We start from the raw sequence: 21,038 nt of genomic DNA, 5'->3' as shown, positions 1-21,038 counted from the left end.
ACAGACATGCAAGCATCAACGCGGGCTGACGGTTTGGGGCAATGTGGTGGAACAGCAAGCTTGTCTCCCGGCATGATCTGATTCTTGGGCTCCCCATGGACTTCATGGATGACCGCAAGTTGGATCATAAGGATTGCCATCCCGCAAATCATGGGCATTAACTATCGATCATCGACCCGCCATCCACTCCTTTACTCGGCATATCGACGCCACGGCAGCCACCACCACATACCCAGGGCTTCGGGCAACAGGCTCAAACCGGCACGCCAATCACGATGGTGCCCGTGTAGCCCTTGGCGACGGACCCGTCCAACACTGGCGTCTGCTGCGTGATCTGGGCGGTGGTGTTGTCGCCGAACACGTTGTCGGATGCAATCGAAATCTGCGACAAGTTGCGCACGCTGGCGGTATAGCCAGTGGCGTTGTTGTAGACCGTCGTGCAGATGTCCTTGGGCAGCGCCATCTGCGAGGTGAGTATCTTGTTCTTGTAGCTCGTGGCCTTGGCAAGACTCGGGTAGACCTCGAAATGGATGTGTGGCCAGCGACCCGAATAGCAGCCGGGGACGATGGTCTCGAACGTCAGTTGACCGGCGCTGTCCGTCACCTGCACACCGCGCAGATAGTTCTCCTTGAGCAAGTCGCTGGCATACAGCGTGTACTCGCCATCACGCGTGCAATGCCAGATATAGACCGCATAACCTTCGAGTGCCGCGCAGTTGGCGTTGCTGTTGACCACCTTGATGGTGAGCGTGAGCGGCACGCCTTGTGCGGTGCCGGTGGCGCTGCCAAAGCTGCTGCGGATGTCGCTGCGCACGACACCAGTGCTCGACAGCACATTGGCGACCGTGCCGTTGGCTGAGTTGGAGCCATCGCCCGGATAAGGACCTTCGGTTTCCTGCGGATCGGCAATGCACGACGAAGTGGTGGTATTGGTGTTGGTGTTGGTATTCGTCGTTGTCGAGGTGCTTGTGTCGGTAGTGGCAGTCGTGCTGCCGGTCGTGGTTCCGGTCGTGGTGCTCCCCGTGCTGGTGCTGCCGCTCGAATCGGTGGAGCTGGTACTGCTGTCTCCGCCTCCGCCGCATCCGCCGATCAGCGCGAAGGTGCCGCTTGCCAGCAAGCTGCCGAGAAGCAGGCGACGACGTGGATCGCGCAGTGCGTCCACCATCAAATCCTGCTGCAGGCCACCGTCGTGGTGTGAGTGTTCGTCGTCATCATGGTGCATGGTCTGGTCCTCCTTCTGTTCCATTTCAACTGGGTCGTTGGCGATGAACTCTAGGGAGCACTTGTCACGGGCGTTTGCCCTTGTGTGTCAGGGCTGACAAAAAGCGCAAAACCGGCGTGGCTATACTGCGCGAGCGTCCTACGCCTATCTCATCATGGACCTTCATTCCCGCATCCTCGTCGTCGACGATGACTCCGAACTGCGCAGCCTGATCACGGGCTTTCTCTCCCACCACGGCTACCAGGTTGCCAGCGCCGTGGACGTAGCCGACATGCGCGCGCAACTGGCGCGCGACGCCTTCGACCTGATCATTCTCGACGTGATGATGCCCGGCGAAGACGGCCTGTCTGCCGCGCAGTCGCTCACCGATGCGCCCGATGCCCCAGCCGTGGTGATGCTGAGCGCGCTGGGTGCCGACACCGACCGCATCGTCGGGCTTGAGGTCGGCGCGGACGACTACCTCGCCAAGCCCTGCAATCCACGCGAACTGCTGGCGCGCGTGCGCGCCGTGCTGCGGCGCAGACGCGGCGGTGCGCAGCGCCACATGCGTTATGAGTTCGGCGGCTGGGTGCTCGATCTGGGTCGCCACAGTCTGCGTGATGCGGACGGCATCGCGATCCATCTGTCCGATGGCGAATTCGCGCTGCTGCAGACGCTGGTCGAGAATCCCGGCAAGGTGCTGAGCCGCGACACGCTGCTCGACATGGTGCGCGGTGACGACACCGATGTGGCGGTGTTCGATCGCGCCATCGACAGCCAGATCAGCCGTCTGCGCCGCAAGCTCAACACCCGCACCGACGACACGCTGATCCGCACCGTGCGCAACGAAGGCTATGTGCTGGTGCCCGAGGTGTCGCTGCGATGATGCCCGCGTTGTCCCGCTGGGGCCTGCGCGCCCGCATCCTCGCCCTGCTGGCCGTTGCCGTGCTGCTGACCACGGGCTTGTCCGCGCTGCTGCTCATGCCCAATGACCATCGTCCGCCCGGCCCGCGCGACATGATGATGTCGGACGAATCGGACAACCGGCGGCCACCGAATGCGCCCTACATGAGCGGCCCCGGCCCCGAACCTCGCTCTGGTCCAGGTCCCGGAGATCGCAGGGACGACCGCCCTCCTCCATCCGCCCGCGTGCCCGCATCGCGTCTGATGTGGGTCGCGCTGATCGGCCTCACCGCCCTGCTTCCGCTGGGCTGGTTGCTGGCCTCTTCGTGGACGCATTGGCTTGCTCGACTGACCGAATCGACGCGGCAATTCGGCACCGCACGTCCATCCGCCAAGCTTCCCGAGACCGGAGCCGCCGAACTGCGTGATGCCGCTCAGGCCTTCAACGAGATGCACGAGCGCGTGGGTCGGCAGTTGCACGACCGCACGCAGATGGTGGGCGCGATGGCACATGATCTGCGCACGCCTCTCACGCGCCTTGCGTTCCGGCTGGAAGAGCTCGACGAGCCACTGCGCAGCCGCGTGGAAACCGACATGCGAGAGATCAACATGATGATCTCGGCCGCCATGGAATTCATCCGCGACCAAAGCATGCAGCGCAGCCACGAGCGCCTCGACATGCGCCTGCTGGTGGAAAGCGTGGCCGACGATCTGATCGACATGGGCCACGACGTGCAAGTGGAACCGGGCAGCCCGATCACGTTGACGGCCGACCCGCTGGCACTCAAACGCGTCATCGCCAACCTGCTGGACAACGCGCTCAAATATGGTCAATCGGCCCGCGTGCGTCTGGCCGCAGCAGACGGTCAATGCAGCATACAGATCGACGACGAAGGCCCCGGCATCCCCGACGCACTGCTCACCCGCGTGTTCGAGCCCTTCTTCCGTGTCGAAGCCTCCCGCAACCGGGAAACCGGCGGCATGGGTCTCGGCCTCGCAGCGGTGCGTGCCATCGTGGTCGAACATGGTGGCGATGTACGAATTGCCAACAAAAAAGGTGGCGGCTTAAGAGCCACGGTGCAACTTCCGCTCGGAATCGAAAAAAGAAACGACCCTGAGTAAGCAGTGAATTGAACTACAGACTTCGCAGCGTGCAGGGCCTACCAATCCCCAGCCCCAATGACGAGACGGGCCCTCAGGCTAGGCGTGAAGCCGCAGACAGTACTCATGTACGGCAAGGCTTCGACAACGACGCATGAGGGCCTGTATCGTCACCCCCACACGACCGACCAACCAATAGACCAAACAAGAAACAAACAAAAAAGACCGAACATGCATGCACATGTTCGGCCATTAAATACCTTGGAAATGAAAGAAATACCCAGCGCGACTTAGAACGTATGGCGGATGCCGAATTCCACGCCGTCGCTGTTGCCACCCGGCGTCTTCACAGCCTGACCGAGGTTGTAGTTGACACCGTTGCCCTTGTTGTCGATGCGCGCGATGTGGCCGTAGAGGGCTGTGCGCTTGGACAAATCATAAACATAGCCGAGTGCCAGATGCTGCGCATCGTTGGCCACACCGCTGGCGTTGACGCGCGAGTAAGCCACGCGCACATGACCTTGACCGAGGGGAATGCGGGCACCGACCAGAGCGCTCTTGGTCGAGGTGCTGCCCACCTTGTTCTGGTTCCACAGCAGCATCAGCTGCGCGACACCGAAGTCATACGAACCGCCGATGTTGGTCTGGCGCAGATCGCCCAGCGACGAGATTTCCGTCTTCGTCGTTGCCACTGCCACGTCCACCGGACCGGACTTGTAGCCCACGCGAATGCCCAGTGCACGGCCATCGTTCTTGGTCGGGCCGCTGGCGGAATTTTCGCCGAAGGCATACATCAACTGGCCGTAGACACCGCCCATCTTGGGCAGGTGGTAGCCCACGGAGTTGGACGCACGCACGTTGGTGATGCGCGCCGCGCTCTGCACGGGATAGAACAGGAACGACGAGCTGCCGATGCCGTTGGTGCCGAATGGGCTGAACGCGGACAGGTTCCAGAAGCCAGGCACATAGTCGCGGCCCAGACGCACTTCACCCCAGTTGTCGTCCATCAGGCTGACAGTGGCGCGGCGGCCGAATGTGAGGCCACCCGAATTGGATGCGCCGCTGGGTTGGTTGTTGGCGTTGGTGCTGCCGCCGGTTCCGACGTCAGGGTTGATCGCCGCTTCCATCCAGAAGCCTGCCTTCAAGCCGCCGCCCAGATTTTCGACACCGCGAAAACCGATACGGCTGGACTGGTTGCCGTCCGTACCCAAAATGTTCACCGAACCGTTGCCACTGCTGCGCAGATGGGCGACGTTGGTGTCGACAATGCCGAACAGGGTGACGGTCGATTGGGCGTATACGGCCGTACCGCCCATCGCCAGCGCGGCGCAGGCGGCCACGCGAGTGATCTTTTTCATGCTGGAACGTCTCCATTGAATTGTTGCAGGACATCTGCCGAGCGCAGTCTAGGAAGACCGGCTGTCAGTTAGCTGTCAACTATTCAAGTAGAAACACTGATACCTAAACTCAAAAGAATTCGCGTACAAGCGGAACGTCAACTTCGCTTCATACGCAAGGTGCAGTGAAGAATCTCCAGAGGGAAAAGTAGCGCGGTACCATAACGGATGACGTTTCCCACGCATCGGTAAAACCGTGCTCAAAGCCGATGTGATCCCCCCGTCACAGATATGTCTTGATGTGCTGCTAGTGACGCAAAGCCCACGCTTTTCAATGTGTTCGCGACACACGCTCCAGCCACCAGAGCAAAGCCGCGCCCAGCGCCAACACGCCCACGCCCACCAACGCACCCGTTCGCACATAGGCCAGCGAAGACCACAGCATGTAGCCGCAAACGCCTGCAAACAGCAGCGGGACAACGGGATAGAACGGCACGTGAAAAGGCCGCTCGGCATGCGGCTCGCGCACACGCAGCACGATGAGCGCGAGTGTGGAAAGCAGAAAGAACAACCAGAACACGGGCGCGGTGAAATCCACCATGGTCTGAAAGCCGCTGCGCATGTGGTCGCCCAGCACGATGAGCAGCAACGCGCAGATCGACTGCGCATACAGCGCCACGCTCGGCACACCGCGCGCCTGTTGCCAGCGGCCCAGAAAGGCGAGCGCCGACCAGTCACGCCCCACGGCGAAATTGGTGCGAGCGCCGACGATCATCGTCGCGTTCATCGATGTGATCGCCGCCACGGCCACCATCAGCGCCATCACCCATTGGCCCGCCGGGCCGAACGCGCGCGCCAGCAGATCGGCGGCCACGGCCTGGCTTTCCGCCATGCCTGCCAGCCCCAGTCCACTCAGGTAAGCCCAGTTCACGCCCACGTACAACAACGTAATCAAGCCAATGCTGATGACCAGCGCATGCAGCATGCGTTTGCGCGAGCCGCGCATCTCCGCGCTGAGGTAGGCCGCCTCGTTCCAACCACCGTAAGTGAGCAGCACAAACACCATCGCCAGGCCCCACATGCTGGAGCCACTGCCTGCGGTCTGCACAGACTCGACCACGCGAAGATCACCGCCGCCGCTGCCGTTGCCACTGCTCAGCCAGAGAGCTGCCACGATCACCAGCACCAGACCCAGCACTTCGGCCAACGTCAACCAGCTTTGCGTGGACGCGCTGGCCTGCAATCCACGCAGATTCAACCAGGTCAGCACCACCAGCGCCAGCGCTCCCCAGATCGCTGAACTGTGCTCGGTGCCCAGCGGCAGCAGGGCACTCATATAGTCGCCAAACACAAAACCCAGCAGCGCAATCGAGCCCGTGGTGATGACGGAAAACCGCGCCCATGCAAACAGAAACGCCACGCGCCTGCCATAAGCGCGCAGCAGAAAATGGTAGTCACCACCCGCATGCGGCCATGCTGCAGCAAGCTCGGCATAGCACAGTGCGCCCAGCAAGGAGATCGCACCGCCCAGCAACCATGCCCACATCATCGCGCTGGCCGATCCGCTGAATTGCGCGACCAGCGACGGCGATTTGAAGATGCCCGCACCGATCACGATGCCGACAATGATCGCCACCGCATGCCGCAGATTCAGCGCAGGCTGCGGCTGATCAGCGCGCGTCGTCATTGCCACCACCATCGTCTTCAACGGCACGCACGGCCGCTTTCATTGGTCGCCCAACGTCTGCACCTCGTCCAGCCGACTGGTGGTCGCACCATTGATGGCAGGGGCCTCGCCCATCCGTTGCGCAGTGAACGGCTGGGCTCGCGCGCCCGCACCAACACCTTCCACCGTACCTTCAATGCGGTCATCGCTCACCTTGCCGTTGAATTGCCGCAGCACGCCCCGCGCATCGGTGAACGCAAACTGCACGGCATCGCCACGCAATTGCGTCTCGCGCAGCGTGGTCTCCATCTTGTCGAAAACCGCCTTGCCCTTGAATTGCTGGAACGTCTGGTCCATCGTCAACTCGATCGGCGTTTGACCCGACCAGCGCAGTTGCCACTTGCCGCCCACGTTCGCAGGCACGATCCACAGATGCACCGACGAAGAGCCCATGGAAGAGGTCTCTTCCGGCTTCCAGTCACCCATGCGAAAGTCGTGCGAGACCACACGCGTGCCGGGTTTGAGCGACAGAATTTTGGGACGCAGCCGCAGGTTCAACTCGGGCAGCAGATACATGGTGATGACCGTGGCGCGCGCAAAATCCATCTCGAAGATGTCGGCCTTCTCGAACGTCGCACGCTCCTGCAGACCGGCCTCCTGCGCACGCCGTTTGGACAGCTCGACCATCTCCGGGTTGTACTCCACGCCATGCGCGCGCGTGCCTTCGCGCGCTGCAGCCAACACGATTTTTCCGTCACCCGATCCCAGGTCGATCACATAGTCCTGCGGCGTCACATGGGCCAGCCGCAGCATGCGCAAAACGGGCACATCGGGCGTGGGTATCCAGATCACATCCTTGCCGGGCTGCCCACGCCTTGGCTCGTAAGGTGATGAAGCAGCAGCCGATCCGCTCTGCTGGGCCTGCGCCAGACCGTGCGATCCAAACGTGACGCTGGCCAGCGCCAGAAGAACATGACGGCGATGCGCCACGTGCGAGGGAGTATCTGAAGACATGGTTCTTCTCCATGGTCAGGCAACCGAGGGAGCCTCTGCACGAATCGATCCAATGCGCGCAGAGATTTCCTGGTGAAGAACGGGCCAACGCACACCGCGCGGCCCGCGCGGTTGGCGTTGACAGTCTCTGTTGTCTGATGCGTTATGCGCCAACGCCTGCCCCACCTTAAACCATGAAAAAATACACACCTATAGCCAAGGTGTATCGCACGTGAGCGAATGCCTGCTCAACGCTGCGGCATGTCCTTTTCCGTATAGCAAAGGCTCACGGTCGCATCGACAGGAATCGGCGGCATGCTGGCGTTCCATGCTTCCCACGCGCTGATCATGGCGGCAAGGCGCTGTGGCTGGATCGCGGCCATGTTGGCCCGCTCGCGCTCGTCGCTGCGCAGATTGAAAAGATAGTCGATGCCATCGACACGCAGATACTTCCAGTCGCCTTCGCGCATCGCACGTTGCCCGCGATGGTTCATGCGCCAGAACAGCGGGCGGTCTGCCATTGTCGAATCTGTCGATTGCGCAAGCCGCCCGGCAAGCGACTGCCCATCGAGCGGGTAATCCGCATGCGCTGCCGCACCGCCCAGATCGAGCATGGTGGCAGACCAATCCATGGTCATGCAGGTCTGCTCGCTCACCTGACCGGGCGCGATGCTTCGCGGCCAATGTGCAATCCACGGCACGCGGATGCCGCCTTCGGTGAGGTCCATCTTGCCGCCGACCAACGGCCAGTTGTCGGAGAAGCGCTCGCCGCCGTTGTCGCTGGTGAACACAATCAATGTGTCTTCCAGCAAGCCTTGCGCTTCGAGCGTGCGGACGATGCGGCCAATGCCTTCGTCCATGTGATGGATCATGCGCCGATACGCATCGACATGGCCGCCATGCAGGTGGTAGATCGCCTGCTTGTTGTCGACCAGCTCGCGCGAGAGCGCTTCGTCGTCGCGTGTTTCCCAGGGCCAGTGCGGTGCGGTGTAGTGAACGCTCAGAAAGAAAGGCACATCGCCTTTGGCACCGGCTGCCTTGCGCTCGATCCAATCCACCGAGCGATCGGTGATGAGATCGGTGAGATAGCCTTCCTGGCGCTTTTCTTCCTCGCCGAACCACAGGTCGTGCTGCCCTCCAGCGCCGCAGTGGGTAAAGTAATCCACACCGCCGGACATGGGGCCGAAGAACTCCTCATAGCCCGATTTCAGCGGACCAAAATGGGGCGGATAACCCAGATGCCACTTGCCCATCAACGCCGTGCGATAACCCGCATCGCGCAGCAGCGATGGCAAGGTGGGATGACTGGGCGGCAGGCCCAGCTCCGCATTTCCGCGCGTGTTGGTGCGAATCGGCTCTTCCGCCGCGCCGCGCAGACGGTACTGATAACGTGCCGTCATCAACGCAAAACGCGTGGGTGAGCAAACGGGCGAATTGGAATAGCCCTGCGTGAATTTCAAGCCTTGCTGCGCCAGTCGATCCAACTCGGGCGACACCGGTCCAAAACTCGCATCGCGCCCACCGTAGCAGCCCAGGTCCGCGTAGCCCAGATCATCGGCCACGATGAAGACGACATTGGGGCGCTTTTGCTTTTCAGTATGCATGGTGCGAAATCGGATCAGGGGCGATAACCGGATTCGCGAATCACCGGCTCCCATTGCTTGCGATAAGCGGCAAGGCGCTCGCGCGTTTGCGCGGCAGAACTCACGACCGGGTCAAGATTGCTGCCACGAAACAGCTTGACGGTGTCCGGGTCGCGCATGATTTTCTGGATGGCTTCGGCGTATTTCTGCACCTGCTCGGGTGGCATGGACTTGGGCGCAAACACCGTGTTCCAGCCTTCTGCGCTCAGGTTCACACCGGCTTCCTTGAGCGTCGGCACTTTGGGAGTCGCCGGATGGCGCTGCTCGCCGGACACCGCCAGAATGCGCAGCTTGCCCGCCTCATGTTGCGGCAGCAGAACGTCAAGCGTATCGACCGCGACCGGCACCTGCCCACCGATCAGATCGGTGATCAGCGGACCGGAGCCCTTGTAGCCAATGGCCTCGGCCGTCACCCCCGCTTTCTTGCCCAGCATGAGCGCAAAGAAATGCGGCAGACTGCCCGTGGCCGGGACGCCGATGTTCGCGCTCTTGGGATTGGCCCGCAGCCAGGCCAGCATGTGCGACAGCTCCTGCACCGGAACAGCGGTGGACACCGCCACGCCGAACACATAGCTGTTGACCTCGCTGACCGGCACGAAGTCCTTGTTCGCGTCGTATCCCGGATCGTCCACCACCAGCGGCGACACCACCATCACCGCAGGATTGGCCAGCATGAGCACGGGCGGATTGGCCGGTGCATTGCGCAGGCCCTGCGCCGCCACGCGGCCCCCTGCCCCGACGCGGTTGTCCACGATGACCGATGTGTTCAGCGCCGCGCCCAGCTTGTCGGCCAGAATGCGTGCCACGCGATCGCTGCTGCCGCCCGGCGGGTAGCCGACCACGACGCGCAGCACGTCCTGCGCAAACACATGGGGAGCCGCAAACGCTGCGGCGCTGGTGGCCACGGAACTGGCAAGAAAATGGCGACGTTGCATGGTGATGACCTCGGGCCTTGTTGTGGGGCGGGCCGCAATGCGAATCCCTTGTGGGACTTGCCTGCGGCATGAACCAAGCATCATGCCAGTGGCCTGAAATGCTCGGCGCATAAGCTTCTGAGCGAAATGTACGCAAGCCCGGCACAATTGTTCAAATCAACCAATCCCGGTGATTTCCCGCATGCCCGACCACCGACCAGCCAGCCTCTCAGCGCCTTCGTCCCTTGTCAATCCGCAACAGCCTTCGGATCTGCTGCTCTATCGCTTGGCCAAGGTGGCTGCGGCTTCGGGGCGGCTGATCAACCGTTTGTGCGAGCGCGGCCACGGCATCACGCGGCGCGAATGGGGTGTGCTGATGTGGTTGGAGCAGGAGCCCGGCCTGCAGCCCTCGGTGCTGGCCGAGCGACTGGAGTTGGACCGCGCACGCATCTCGCGCGCCATCCGTTCTCTGCAGACCAAAGGTCTTGTCGAACGTGCCTCAGGCAGCGCCAACCGGCGCGAAGCCTCGGTGCATTTGACCGAGGCAGGCGCGAAACTCCATGCCGAACTCTGGCCGCAGATACGCGCGATCAATCTGCAGTTGCTGGGTGACCTGTCCGCATCGGGCATGGAGACGCTGGACCAACAGTTGCAATCGCTGCTGCTGCAGGTCCAGCAATTGGAAGCACAAGCGCAATCCAGTCTGGAGGAGAAATTTCCCTCACGCCGTCACGGCAGCCGTGGGCCGCTGCCCGGCAACCGCGCAGCGCATCCGGAATAGGCCAATGCCTGCCAACAAAGCGTCAACGGCACCTACGTCAATGCCCCACCCAGTGGCACTCCATGCGCACTCGACGGGCCAGACGTCGTTCCCGTGACATTCAAACTCCCGGTGCATTCGTTGCTCCCGCCCAGTCCATCGCTCAAGTCGTTGTTGAACGATCCATGGACCAACGGAGTTCCCATCTCCTCAAGCGCGGGACTCGGCACCAGTGATTTGCAAAAATTAACGGTGCCTGCGAAAAATCGAAAGCAAGCACTTCCTTTCATTCGATTTTCAACCCAACCCAAGCAGGGCAAGGCTTGCGCGTTGCCCATGGCATGTGAAACGTTGGCGAGCCCACTGTTTCATGGGGTTCAGCCCCAGCTTGTGCAGCCGGTGGACTCTGGTGATCATGCGCGTCGAACAGGCCATACGCCTGCCTCCATTGATCAACCAGGCTCACCATGACACAACGCATTCGTCGGCTTTGCTGCCTTTTGCCTCTGCTCTGCGCGCTGCCTCTGGCCCATGCGCAGCCCGTCGTTCGCGGTGCGGGAGCGACGTTTCCTGCGCAGATCTATCAAAGCTGGATCCAGGCCTATGGGGCCGAGACCAAGGCGCGGGTGGAATACCAAGCCACAGGCTCGGGCGATGGCGTCGCAAAGGCGCAGGGCCGCAAGGTGGATTTTGGTGCGACCGACAGCTCGCTTTCCACTGAAGCGCTGGCCAAGGACAAGCTGACCCAGGTGCCCACGGTGGTCGGCGCGTTGGTGCCGGTGGTGAATCTGCCGGGCGTCGCACCCGGTGCGCTCAAGCTCAACGGCGCGCTGCTGGCTGCGATCTTCTGGGGCGATGTGACGCATTGGAACGATGCCCGCATTGCCGAGCAGAATCCCGCCATCAAGCTGCCTGCCCTGCCGATTGTGCGGGTGGTGCGCAAGGATTCTTCGGGCTCCACCGAAACGTTCACGCGCTATCTGGCCCAGGTCGATCCGCGCTGGAAAAACCTGGTGGGCAAGACCGTGACATGGAACGGATCCGTCTCGGCCATGAGCGGCACCGACGAGGTGGTGAGCAGCCTGCTCGCCCAGACCGGAAGCGTGGGCTATGTCTCCTACGATCGGGTGCAGCAGAAAAAGCTCAACGCCGTGACCTTGCAGAACAAGGATGGGCAATGGACTGCGCCATCGGAAGAAAGCGTGCTGGCCGCCGTGCGCGGAGCCGATCTGCGCAGCAATCTGCGCAACCCCATCCTGAACGCGCCCGGCCCCAAAGCCTGGCCGCTGTCCGAGCTGACCTATGTGCTGATTGCGGCCAATCCGCAAGATGCCACCCAGGGAACAGCCACCGTGCAGTTTCTGTTCTGGGCACTCAAGCAGGGCGATGCCATCGTGCGCAACACCGGCTTTGTCGCCCTGCCCGCAAGCGTGCAGGCCTCGGCATTCAAGGAGTTGATGAGCGTGCGCGCCGCTGACGGCAAGCTCATTCAACTCAAGCTGTAGACAAGCACTCCGCTCAGTTGTCGAAGGCTTTGCGAATCGCCTCGCGATCCACGCTGCCGCTTTGCAGCATCAGTGTGAGAAGGATCTTGGATTTCTGCGCACTCAGGTCGCCCGACATCACCGCGCCCGCATCGAACGTGGTCTTGCCGCCACCATCAAAGCCGTAAAGCGGATACGTGCGCCCGTTCGGCACGCGGCTGGCCACGACCACCGGCACGTTCTTCGACAACGCATATTTCACCGCCTCGAACATCGACACGTTCATGTTGCCCATGCCGACCGCCTGCACGACGATGCCCTGCGTGCCGTTGTCCACCGCATAGCGGATGAAGCTGCCGTCCGCGCCCGCATACATCGGGAAGATGTGGACGACGGGAAACTTCTCGGTGGTGAGCGCGATGTGCATGCGGCGCAGCGGCGCGCGCGAGAAGACGACCTTGTCGTCCCACACTTCACCCAGCCATCCATAGTTGCCGCCCTGGAAGGTTTCGACCGCTGCGGTATGCATCTTGGTCACGCTGCGCGCGGCGTTGATCTCGTTGTTCATGGCCACCATCACGCCCTTGTCGCGCGCCTCGGGCGTGACGGCGATGCGGATGGCGTTGAGCAGATTGCGCGGGCCGTCGAAGTCGGGCGACGACGCATTGCGCTGCGCACCGATCAGCACCACGGGCTTGGATGAATTCACCGTGAGGTCGAGCCAGTAAGCCGTCTCCTCCATCGTGTCCGTGCCCTGCGCCACCACCACCCCCGCCACGTCGGGGCGCGCCAGCGTCTGCTCGATGGTCTTGGTCAGGCGCGCCCACCAGTCGTTGGTGATGTAGTTGGCGCTCATCTTGGAGAAGTTGTTCACCTCGATGCGCGCGTACTTGGACGCATCGGGCACGCTCTGCATCAGATCGTCGCCCGAGATCGCGGGCACGACGCCCTTGGTCACCGGGTCGATCTTCATCGCGATGGTGCCACCCGTGGCGATGAACACCACGACGGGCTTTTCCTTGTCTTTTTCCTGCGCTTGCGCCGATGCGGTCGGCACCACCATCACGCAGCTTGCAGCCAAACCCAGACCCAGCGCGCCAAGCCAACGTGTCACGAATGTCGTCATCTTCCAGTCTCCGCTTGTTGAAAGTTGTTTTCACACAGTATGCGGACTCCGATGGTCGAAGGCAATCGGGTGCTCCTTGGACGACGGAAGCGGCACTTCACACCGGGCTCACAAAGCGCTCATCCTGCGATCACGCACCCGCAGGAGCATCGGTCATCACCTCACACGGACGACCACCATGCAGCGCATCACCCTCATCAATCCACCGCACACCGCCATCGGCAGCCGCATGCCGCGCGAACATCTGCCGCCGCTCGGGTTGCTGTCCATCGGCGGTCCGCTGATCGATCATGGGTTCGACGTGCGACTCATCGATGCGGAGTTCGGCCCGATGTCGCCCGAGCAGATCGTCGAGGCCGTGCGCGAGCAACCCGTCGATGTGGTGATGCTCGGACATTCGGGCTCCAGCTCTGCGCATGTCACCGTGGTGCGCATTGCAGAACTGCTCAAACGCGCGCTGCCCGATGTGCTCATTGTCTACGGCGGCGTGCACCCCACCTACATGTGGGACGAGATATTGCGTGACTGCCACGCCATCGATTTCATCGTGCGTGGTGAAGGCGAGCAGACAGCGCTCGACCTGATGCGTGCGCTGCGCTGGTCAAGCAACCTGTCTGCGGTGAGCGGCATTGCATATCGAGTGAATGGTGTGAATGGCCAACCGCACGCCACGCCCGATGCGCCGATGATCCGCGACCTCGATGCCTATCGCGTGGGCTGGGAGCTGATCGATCACGCGCGCTATTCGTACTGGGGCGGCAAGCGCGCGGTCGTCGTGCAGTTCTCGCGCGGCTGTCCGCATCTGTGCACCTACTGCGGACAGCGCGGGTTCTGGACACAGTGGCGACATCGCGATCCGGTGAAGTTCGCCAAGGAACTCGCCAGATTGCATCGCGAGCAAGGCGTGGAGCTGATCAATTTTGCGGATGAACTGCCCACAGGATCACGACGCATGTGGCTGGCTTTTCTGAACGCGCTGATCGCCGAGGATGTGCCGCTGCTGCTCGTCGGCTCCACGCGCGCGGGCGACATCGTGCGTGACCGCGACATCCTGCATCTGTACCGCAAGGCAGGCGTGATCCGCTTTCTGCTCGGCATCGAAAGCTACAGCGACGCCACGCTCGCCGCCATCGGCAAGGGCGCGACCATGAACGAAGACCAGCAGGCGATTGCACTGCTGCGCGAGCACGGCATCGTGTCGATGGCGACCTATGTCGTCGGTTTCAGCGAAGAGCGCGATGCGGATTTCTGGCGCTCGTTCCGGCATCTGGTGCACTACGATCCCGATCAGATCCAGTTGCTGTATGCCACGCCACATCGCTGGACGCCGTTCTACGACACGGTGAAAGACCGTCAGGTGGTCCAGAAAGACACGCGACGCTGGGACTACAAGCACCAAGTGCTGGCGAATCCGTCGGTGCCTGCATGGCGCGTATTTCTGTGGTTCAAGCTCATCGAAGTGATGGTGCAAATGCGGCCGAAAGTGCTGCAGCGCATGCTCGCTCACCGCGATGCCGACTACCGCCACGCAATGCGCTGGTACACGCGCATCGGCAGGCGGGTGTGGATGCACGAGGTGCTGGAGTTCCTCTTCCTCACTCGCCGCGAAAAACACGGCCCCACGCTGGAGGTCTTTGCGGGCAAGGATCTGAGCGAGCGGGAATATGTGCTGGCCAAACGCGTTACGAATGCCGAACGCCCATCGCGCACAGGTGAAGTTGCTATCCAATTCAAAGCAAACTCTCCGCTCATGGCAGAGCGATCACCCAACATCCTTGCATAAAAAGGCCGTCGATTCCGAGGGGCGAAATGGCGCTTTTTTCTGACCATTGATCACAATTGGAAACTGCTGTGCCATAGCCAAAAATGGACAGTCCTGTAGACATCTGCGATCATTCGAGTAAGTATTTGTTTCGCTTTTTCGCCTACCTGACGCCATGGGGTCCAAAGCAGCATCGTGTCCAGTCCGCATTCTTTTCCAACAGCTGCAAGGTCCGCCCAGAGCACAGGCCGTGAGCCATTGTGGATGAGTCTGATCCACCGCCCAGCCGTCAATGCCGTGCTGCTGGGCAGTGCGGTGTGCCTGCTGTGCCTGTTCGGGATTCTGTCGCGCACGGGCGGTGATCTGGCCTCCTACTGGCCGACGAACGCCTTCCTGCTCGGCATCCTCATCCGTTACCCGCATTTCGCGCACCGCTGGGGTTGGGTGGCTGCGGCGCTCGGCTACTTTGCGGCGGATGCGCTCACCGGCTCGTCGCTCACCAAGAACGTGCTGCTGAACGCGGCCAACCTCTCCGGCGTGGCCGTGGGCTACTGGATCTTCCACCGCGCCGACCGTTCCATGAACCGGCTCGAGACGACCTCCTCGGTGCTCTACATGCTCATGGCCATCGTCGGCGCGAGCGCGATGTCGAGCCTGCTCGGCGCCGTGGCGATGATCTACCTGTTCAACGACACGGCCATGAAGGGCTTCGCCATCTGGTTTGCGACCGAACTGGTGAACTTCATCGGCTTTCTGCCGTTGCTGTTGTCGATCCCGTCGCGCGACCAGTTTCCGGCCCACCCCATGCGCTGGCTGGGGCAACAGTTCAAGATCGAGAAGATCGCCCCAGCCCTTGCGCTGGTGCTGTCCGCCATCCTCGGTCACATGATCGGCGGCCCCGGCGCGGTGGCCTTCACCATTCCTGCGCTCATGTGGTGCGCGGTCAGCTACAGCCTGTTCACCACCGCCTTCATCACCTTCTGGGTCAGTGCCTGGTCACTGATCAGCATCATCGTGAACATGCTCACCGATGTGCATGGCGTGCTCAACCGCGATCTGGTGATGTCAGTGCGCATGGGCCTGTCGCTGGTGATGCTCACGCCGATCATGATCGGCAGCGTGATGGTGGCCAACCGCGAGCTGGTCAAGAAGCTCAAGGTGCTGGCCGATCACGACGAGCTCACCAACCTGCCGAACCGGCGCGCGTTTCTCGCCACGTCCACGCACCAGCTCGAACGCCTCAAGGAGCGCTCGGAATCCTGCTCGGTGCTGATGATCGACATCGACCACTTCAAGTCTGTCAACGACCGCTTCGGTCACGCCGCTGGCGATGATGTGCTGCGACGCCTCGGCCAGTTATTGGGCGAATGCCTGCGCAGGCAGGACATCGTCGGCCGACTGGGCGGCGAGGAATTCGCCGTGTTTCTGCCACGCGCCTCTGCCGCCGATGCGCAGCAGGTGGCCGAGAGCATCCGCATCAGCCTCGAAGTCACGCCCATCACCGTGCCGGGGCAGACGCAACCGCTGCTGTGCACCGTGAGCATCGGCATGGCCTCGGACCGCCGCTCGTCCGTCGCGCTCGACACCATGCTCGTGCGCGCCGACCAATGCCTCTACAAAGCCAAGCAACAAGGCCGCAACCGGGTGGTTCAGGTGTCGATTTCGGATTGAATTGAGCGCCGACGATCTGCAGGAACCGGAGCGCCCAAAGCAGAACGGGCCGACACCATCAAGCATCGGCCCGCTCCTCCTCCCCACCATTCAATCGATTCACTTCATTTTTTGTTCATCACATGGATCTGGCACCTCGACAGACACCATTCCAACAGCCACTTCATCGCCCGCCGCCTTTACCGATTCAGCCTGCTTTCTGCAAGTTTGCGGCTTCACTCACCGTCACGCGCTTCTACCATTCCGAGCCAGTCGCTCGCCCACCCCGCAGTTCTTTTTACGCTTCAATATTGGGCAACGGCACGTTTCTCATCCGCACAATCAGAAACGCCGCTTCAATAACTGAATTACACCGGGACTTGACGCACTTGTCTGTACCCTAAATTGGTGAATTTGAGGCCGAACGTATGTAAGTGGCAACAGAAATAGCCTAGAGCTTATAGGTACAAACCCTTGACTCACTGGATTCAATGCAATTCACCTGTAACCAACCCGTAATGGGTGCGTACACAAGTGGGTCCAACGGATGGCCAGCGGGCTGACATTGGCCTATGCCGCCGCCGCCGCTGACCATTCTGCGGTTGACCGTCCCGTTTCGCGGATTTTTCAGATCCGTGGAAGACGAGCCAGATCAGCCCTGAAATACTTGCGCTGCGCCACCTGCAAGACCGACAGTTGCATCTCCAGATCGCGCCGGAGGTCGGCCGCTGCAACCGCCTTGTCGTGCAGCACGAGTTGCCACAGATGTTCCAGCATCGCGGCGCAGCGCTGGATGGGGGAGATCGTTTGATCGCCAGCATCCTCACTCACCGCCGCCAACATGCGCGCGGTGAGTGTGAGCCAGTCAGGCAGCGAGGATGGCAGCAGCAACTCGCACAGCGAATGCAGTTCACGCACGGCAGGATCGTCCTCCTCCCCATGGCCTTGCGCGAGTTCGGTTCGCAAATCGGCAAGCGACCAGATGCGGGCGCGCAGGTGCTCCAGCGGCATGGACGGGGTTTCACCATCGGCATCCGTATCCGCATCTGCAACAGCGCCACGCGCAATGCGGCAGATGTAGATGATGTTCCAGTACGAGCCAGATCCCAATCCATGCCGACGCGCGAGCGCCTCGCCCGTGAGAATCCAGCGCACGGCCAGCCTTCTGCCCGCATCCGCGCCAACACGCTGCTGCAGCGAGGGCGCCAGCAACCATAGCGAATAGCCGAGATTGGAAGCCACCGCCTCCATGAGCGTGAGCGAGTCGGTCTCCACCGCACACACCAGCGCCAGTTGCATGTCGCGCAGCACTTGCACCGCGTCCTGCTCTGGCTGCTCGTGTGATGCACCCAAAAGCAAGGCTCGCCGCGCCAGCGCGCGCAGATTGAAATACTCGGCAGCCAGACGCGAACTCAGCCGCAGCGAGGCCGCATCGCCTTCAAACCGATCGCTCATCTGCTCCAGCCGCATCAGCGCCGCAGCGCTGCGGTTGTCCTGGTGATCGCACCACGCGAGTCCGATTTCGGACATCGCATCAAGGACGGGAAGACGCTGAAAGGAATCGTCATCATCGCCACGCTTCAGAGCAGCAGACCGGCAGCGCCGACGCAGCTCCTTGTAGAGCGCCCGCGCCTCGTCGCTCTTTCTCGCCAGACGCGCATAACGGGCCTGCAGATTCAAGGCCCACAGCGGCGATGCGTCACCGCTCGAGTCCGGCGCATCACGATAGTGCACGCGCGAAAGTCCATCCATCACTTCGGGCAAGGACAGCCGCCCTTCTTCCGCCGACTGACGCAGAACAAAGACGCGCATCCAACGTTCAAGCTGTTCTTCAAGCCCCTCGCCCACCGTGCATTCACTGGCGCTTTGAGCGGTCCCCGACATGCGCACCAGCAGGCTTTTCTGCATCGCATGCGTGATCTGTTTCCCACTCACGCAGAACGTCAGTCGCTCCAGTTCCCCTCGCACAAGCCAGAACGGACCATGCACACGTCCGCGCACCGACAACGCCGACGCATCCGCGCGCGCGTTGCGCCCCCAACCGACCGTGATCCCGGCCTGCGCAAACTGCTTGAACGCCCTGCTGAGCGCCATCGGAAAAGCCGTTCCGGTCTGCCCCGCAAAGTGCAGGCTGTAGACCGGAACCATCGGCTGCCCCGCACGTCTGGCAACGGCCAGCGCCAGCAGAAGCAGCACGGCAAAGCGTGATGCAGCCACATCGCCCAATGTCCATGGAGCTTCAAGCGCGATCTGGAGAGCTGGTTTTTTCGTGGGCATCGGTGCTTGTTATGAAAGTTATGAACTCGTATTTTACGAACGTGTACGCCACGGGCATGCTTGCGGCCATTGTCATCACCACATTCATTTTTCACCCACGAAAGCCGCACACCATGCACCGTCGCCAATTTCATTTCCACGCGCTGAGCGCCTGCGTCGCCGCTGCCGCATTGCCGCTGACCGCATGCTCGACAGCGCAGAGTCAAAGCGTATCCGAGCCGTGGTCTCGCATCGAAAAGCAATCCACCGGACGCATGGGCGTCGCCGTGCTCGACACTGCCCATGGCGGGTGGGATGGGCAGCGTCTCGATGAACGCTTTCCCATGTGCAGCACCTTCAAGTGGCTGGCGGCAGCGCACGTGCTCCAGCGCGTGGATCAGGGCCGCGAGCAGTTGGATCGACGCATCCGCTTCGAGCGCAAGGCACTGATCGACTACTCGCCCGTCACCGAGCCGCAGGCCGGCAAGAACGGCATGACGCTGGCCGAGCTGTGCCACGCGGCCATCACGGTGAGCGACAACACCGCCGCCAATCTGCTTCTGGAAACGCTGGGTGGCCCGCAGGGCATGACCGCCTTTGCACGCTCGCTCGGTGACGATGTGACGCGTCTCGATCGTTGGGAGCCCGATCTGAACGAAAGCAAACCCGGCGATCCGCGCGACACCACCTCACCGCGCGCCATGGCCACGTTGCTGCAGCAACTGGTGCTGGGCGATGTGCTCTCGCCGCGCAGTCGCGAGCAGTTGGTTCAGTGGATGCGAGCCACCAGCACCAACCGCAACCGCCTGGCGGCGGGTCTTCCGCAAGGCTGGAAGATAGGCAGCAAGACCGGCTCGTCAGGCACGGGATCGGTCAACGACGTGGGCGTGTTCTGGCCACCGAACCGCCCGCCCATCATCGCAGCGGTCTACGTCACGCAAGGCACAGGCAGCACCAAGAGCATCGAGCCCGCGATTGCCGCCGTCGCGCAGCACATCACGCGCGGTGCTGCACGCTGAACTGAGCGCGCTTCACACTTCAAAGCCCAAGCAGCCCTTCCACCAACTCGCGCCGCGCAAGCTTGCGTGCGCTGCCGCGCTGCCAGTGGTAGATGTCATAACCGTTGGAATACAGCAGCGAGCCGTCGGCCAGCACGTCGAACTGCGCGACGTGGCTGGCGATCTCTTCGGGCGCGGCATTACGGCCCGCCTGTGCGATGAGCTTCCACGACGCGGGCACGAGGTTGCCCGCGTATTCCGGGTCGTTGCGCACCTTGGAGAGCTCGATGCGGCGGCCATGCAGCCACAGCGTGCCGAGGTCCTGATCCAACTCCGGCGTGCGCGGGCCACCCGCCGAACGCAGCGGCTCCTTGCCGTAGAGCATCGAGAACACATTCAAATAACCGAACACCGCCTTGCCCAACCGCAGCGGCATCAACAGCGCATCCTTGGCCGCGCCGCCCGCTTTTTCATGCAGGGGTTTGTCGGCAGGTCGGCGGATCGAATACAGCACGCGGTCTTCGGAAATGCGCGGCGCGACGAAGTCCCACTGCGCATCGTCGAGCAGGCTGTCCATCTCGCCCGCCTTGTAGTCCACCCAATGCACAGCCGACTGCCCCAAGCCAACCACCGCACCCGAATCCGCATTGCGTGCCAATCCCCACGATTGATAGACCACCGTGGACTCGGCACCGGGCATGGCTGCGGGCGAGGCGTCGATGCTGTCGCCATGCGTGATCGCGCCTTTCTGCGTGCCTTCCTCGTCGTAGACCTCCAGATGCGCCGTGCCATCGCCATGCATGATCGCGAGTACCACATGCTGGGTCTGCGGCAGATAGGCCAAGCCCAGAATCTGCGTCTGCTGCCGATGGAAAAGCCGGATCTCGCGCTGCTCGTCCAGGTAATACTTGAACAGCCCCACCGTGCGGCCCACGGTCATCACGTAGTAGATGGTGCGCGGCTCGCCCGCCTTGCAGACATGCAGAAAGCGCGCGGGCGCCAGATTGTCCGCACCGCCGCCGCCACGCCCCCACAGCGCCGGACCAATCAGCCCCTTGCTGTCCTCGCGCTCGGCATATTTCCACGAGGTCGTGCGCTGCCGATCGGCCTCGCGCTGCAGCATCTCCTTGGCGAAGGACGAGAAGATCTGCGTGGATTGGCCATCGGCCTCGTGCAGCCACAGCTCACCACCGGAAATCACGAGAAATTGCTGGCTCAAAATGGGCTCCCTGCGTCAGAGGATT

General features: G+C 62.1%; 16 protein-coding genes. 7 read left to right on the top strand and 9 right to left on the bottom strand.

Annotation, left to right across the window (positions count from 1 at the left end):
- Window positions 1-253: 253 nt before the first annotated feature.
- Window positions 254-1,222, bottom strand: a complete 969-nt coding sequence (locus G7048_RS16785; protein ID WP_166069236.1) for an intradiol ring-cleavage dioxygenase — start codon at window positions 1,220-1,222, stop codon at window positions 254-256.
- 154 nt (window positions 1,223-1,376) lie between these two features.
- Between G7048_RS16785 and G7048_RS16780 the strand changes: the two genes are divergently transcribed.
- Window positions 1,377-2,087, top strand: a complete 711-nt coding sequence (locus tag G7048_RS16780) for a response regulator (RefSeq protein WP_166069235.1) — start codon at window positions 1,377-1,379, stop codon at window positions 2,085-2,087.
- Complete coding sequence (locus tag G7048_RS16775) at window positions 2,084-3,226, top strand: cell wall metabolism sensor histidine kinase WalK (RefSeq protein ID WP_166069234.1); 1,143 nt, start codon at window positions 2,084-2,086, stop codon at window positions 3,224-3,226. Before G7048_RS16780 ends, G7048_RS16775 begins: the two co-directional genes overlap by 4 nt.
- 269 nt (window positions 3,227-3,495) lie before the next feature.
- Here the strand turns inward: G7048_RS16775 and G7048_RS16770 are convergent, their stop codons facing one another.
- From G7048_RS16770 to G7048_RS16750, 5 genes are all read right to left on the bottom strand, one after another.
- Window positions 3,496-4,563 carry a porin gene (locus tag G7048_RS16770; RefSeq protein WP_166069233.1) on the bottom strand — a complete coding sequence of 356 codons (1,068 nt, stop codon included), beginning with the start codon at window positions 4,561-4,563 and terminating at the stop codon, window positions 3,496-3,498.
- 310 nt (window positions 4,564-4,873) lie between these two features.
- Window positions 4,874-6,229, bottom strand: a complete 1,356-nt coding sequence (locus G7048_RS16765) for an APC family permease (protein WP_205750282.1) — start codon at window positions 6,227-6,229, stop codon at window positions 4,874-4,876.
- A gap of 39 nt (window positions 6,230-6,268) precedes the next feature.
- Window positions 6,269-7,222 carry a class I SAM-dependent methyltransferase gene (locus tag G7048_RS16760; RefSeq protein WP_166069232.1) on the bottom strand — a complete coding sequence of 318 codons (954 nt, stop codon included), beginning with the start codon at window positions 7,220-7,222 and terminating at the stop codon, window positions 6,269-6,271.
- A gap of 227 nt (window positions 7,223-7,449) precedes the next feature.
- Window positions 7,450-8,805: a sulfatase gene (locus tag G7048_RS16755; RefSeq protein WP_166069231.1), complete on the bottom strand. Its 1,356-nt coding sequence runs from the start codon at window positions 8,803-8,805 to the stop codon at window positions 7,450-7,452.
- 14 nt (window positions 8,806-8,819) lie between these two features.
- Window positions 8,820-9,779 (bottom strand): Bug family tripartite tricarboxylate transporter substrate binding protein, encoded by a 960-nt coding sequence (locus G7048_RS16750; RefSeq protein ID WP_166069230.1) that lies wholly within the window; start codon window positions 9,777-9,779, stop codon window positions 8,820-8,822.
- 181 nt (window positions 9,780-9,960) lie between these two features.
- On the opposite strand from G7048_RS16750, the gene G7048_RS16745 reads away from it, so the two are divergent.
- Window positions 9,961-10,539, top strand: coding sequence for a MarR family winged helix-turn-helix transcriptional regulator (locus G7048_RS16745; protein WP_166069229.1), 579 nt, complete (start codon window positions 9,961-9,963; stop codon window positions 10,537-10,539).
- Between the two features lie 446 nt (window positions 10,540-10,985).
- Window positions 10,986-12,023 (top strand): phosphate ABC transporter substrate-binding protein PstS, encoded by a 1,038-nt coding sequence (gene pstS / locus G7048_RS16740; protein ID WP_166069228.1) that lies wholly within the window; start codon window positions 10,986-10,988, stop codon window positions 12,021-12,023.
- A gap of 13 nt (window positions 12,024-12,036) precedes the next feature.
- Here the strand turns inward: pstS and G7048_RS16735 are convergent, their stop codons facing one another.
- Window positions 12,037-13,128 (bottom strand): asparaginase, encoded by a 1,092-nt coding sequence (locus G7048_RS16735; RefSeq protein ID WP_371747554.1) that lies wholly within the window; start codon window positions 13,126-13,128, stop codon window positions 12,037-12,039.
- Window positions 13,129-13,306: 178 nt separating this feature from the next.
- On the opposite strand from G7048_RS16735, the gene bchE reads away from it, so the two are divergent.
- Both bchE and G7048_RS16725 read left to right on the top strand, forming a co-directional pair.
- Window positions 13,307-14,911, top strand: coding sequence for a magnesium-protoporphyrin IX monomethyl ester anaerobic oxidative cyclase (gene bchE / locus G7048_RS16730; RefSeq protein WP_166069227.1), 1,605 nt, complete (start codon window positions 13,307-13,309; stop codon window positions 14,909-14,911).
- A gap of 243 nt (window positions 14,912-15,154) precedes the next feature.
- Window positions 15,155-16,561, top strand: a complete 1,407-nt coding sequence (locus G7048_RS16725; protein WP_166069226.1) for a GGDEF domain-containing protein — start codon at window positions 15,155-15,157, stop codon at window positions 16,559-16,561.
- 606 nt (window positions 16,562-17,167) lie between these two features.
- Here G7048_RS16725 and G7048_RS16720 read toward each other — a convergent pair.
- Window positions 17,168-18,817 (bottom strand): hypothetical protein, encoded by a 1,650-nt coding sequence (locus tag G7048_RS16720; RefSeq protein ID WP_166069225.1) that lies wholly within the window; start codon window positions 18,815-18,817, stop codon window positions 17,168-17,170.
- Window positions 18,818-18,837: 20 nt separating this feature from the next.
- On the opposite strand from G7048_RS16720, the gene bla reads away from it, so the two are divergent.
- Window positions 18,838-19,815 (top strand): class A beta-lactamase, encoded by a 978-nt coding sequence (gene bla, locus G7048_RS16715; RefSeq protein WP_240933010.1) that lies wholly within the window; start codon window positions 18,838-18,840, stop codon window positions 19,813-19,815.
- A 19-nt stretch (window positions 19,816-19,834) separates the two neighbouring features.
- Here bla and G7048_RS16710 read toward each other — a convergent pair whose 3' ends face one another.
- Window positions 19,835-21,013 carry a hypothetical protein gene (locus G7048_RS16710; RefSeq protein ID WP_166069224.1) on the bottom strand — a complete coding sequence of 393 codons (1,179 nt, stop codon included), beginning with the start codon at window positions 21,011-21,013 and terminating at the stop codon, window positions 19,835-19,837.
- Window positions 21,014-21,038: the final 25 nt, after the last annotated feature.

Origin of the sequence: Diaphorobacter sp. HDW4B, assembly GCF_011305535.1 — a bacterium.
Classification (GTDB): Bacteria; Pseudomonadota; Gammaproteobacteria; order Burkholderiales; family Burkholderiaceae_C; genus Diaphorobacter_A.
This window is presented reverse-complemented; position numbering and strand designations above follow the sequence as displayed.